The sequence below is a fragment of the Virgisporangium aliadipatigenens genome (assembly GCF_016863615.1).
GTDB lineage: Bacteria > Actinomycetota > Actinomycetes > Mycobacteriales > Micromonosporaceae > Virgisporangium > Virgisporangium aliadipatigenens.
Map to the genome: position 1 here is coordinate 1 of NZ_BOPF01000110.1, position 709 is coordinate 709.

General features: G+C 67.8%; 1 protein-coding gene. It reads right to left on the bottom strand.

Annotated elements, in window-relative coordinates:
* Nucleotides 1-11 precede the first annotated feature (11 nt).
* Nucleotides 12-464 carry a single-stranded DNA-binding protein gene (locus Val02_RS46995; protein ID WP_203905894.1) on the bottom strand — a complete coding sequence of 151 codons (453 nt, stop codon included), beginning with the start codon at nucleotides 462-464 and terminating at the stop codon, nucleotides 12-14.
* Between the last annotated feature and the right edge of the window lie 245 nt (nucleotides 465-709).

Genomic DNA, 709 nt, shown 5'->3' on the forward strand with positions numbered 1-709 from the left:
GGGTCTCCCGCCTACGCCGCCGGACGCTCGGACGATGCCGAAGACCAGCCGTCATCCGGCGCGTCGGCCGGGACGAAGCCGTCACCGCCGCGCGTGCGGGACATCTTCTGAACTTTCGCCGTGGCGAAGCGCAGCGACGGGCCGATCTCGTCCACGTCGAGCTGCATCATCGAGCGCTTCTCACCTGTTTCCTTGTCCTCCCAGCGCGACAGCTTCAGCCGACCGGTCATCACCACGCGGGTGCCGCGCTTGAGCGACTCCGCGATGTGCTCGGCCAGGTCCCGCCACGCCGTGCAGTTCAGGAACAGCGGGTCCCCATCGCGGTACTCGCCCTTGTCCCGGTCGAACACACGCGGGGTCGAAGCCACGGTGAACTTGCACATCGCAGCCCCCGAGGGCAGGAAGCGCATGTCCGGGTCGTCGGTCAGGTTCCCGACCAGGGTGATCGTTGTTTCTCCAGCCATTACAGGCACTCCACTTCTTTCCACAGTTCCGACCGTCCCAGCGACAGCCGGCACGCCTTGTGAGGCATCGGGTCAGCGGCGGGCACGCGGCGCCTCCGGTCCCGGGTCCTCGATGTCATCCAGGTCCAAACCCAGCGACGTCACCGCGGGCGAGACCGGGAACAGAGCGGCCACCGTGTCCGGCACCGCATTCGCCAACGGCGAACCGACCAGTCCGACCAACGGATCCCGCCGGGTGATGTCCG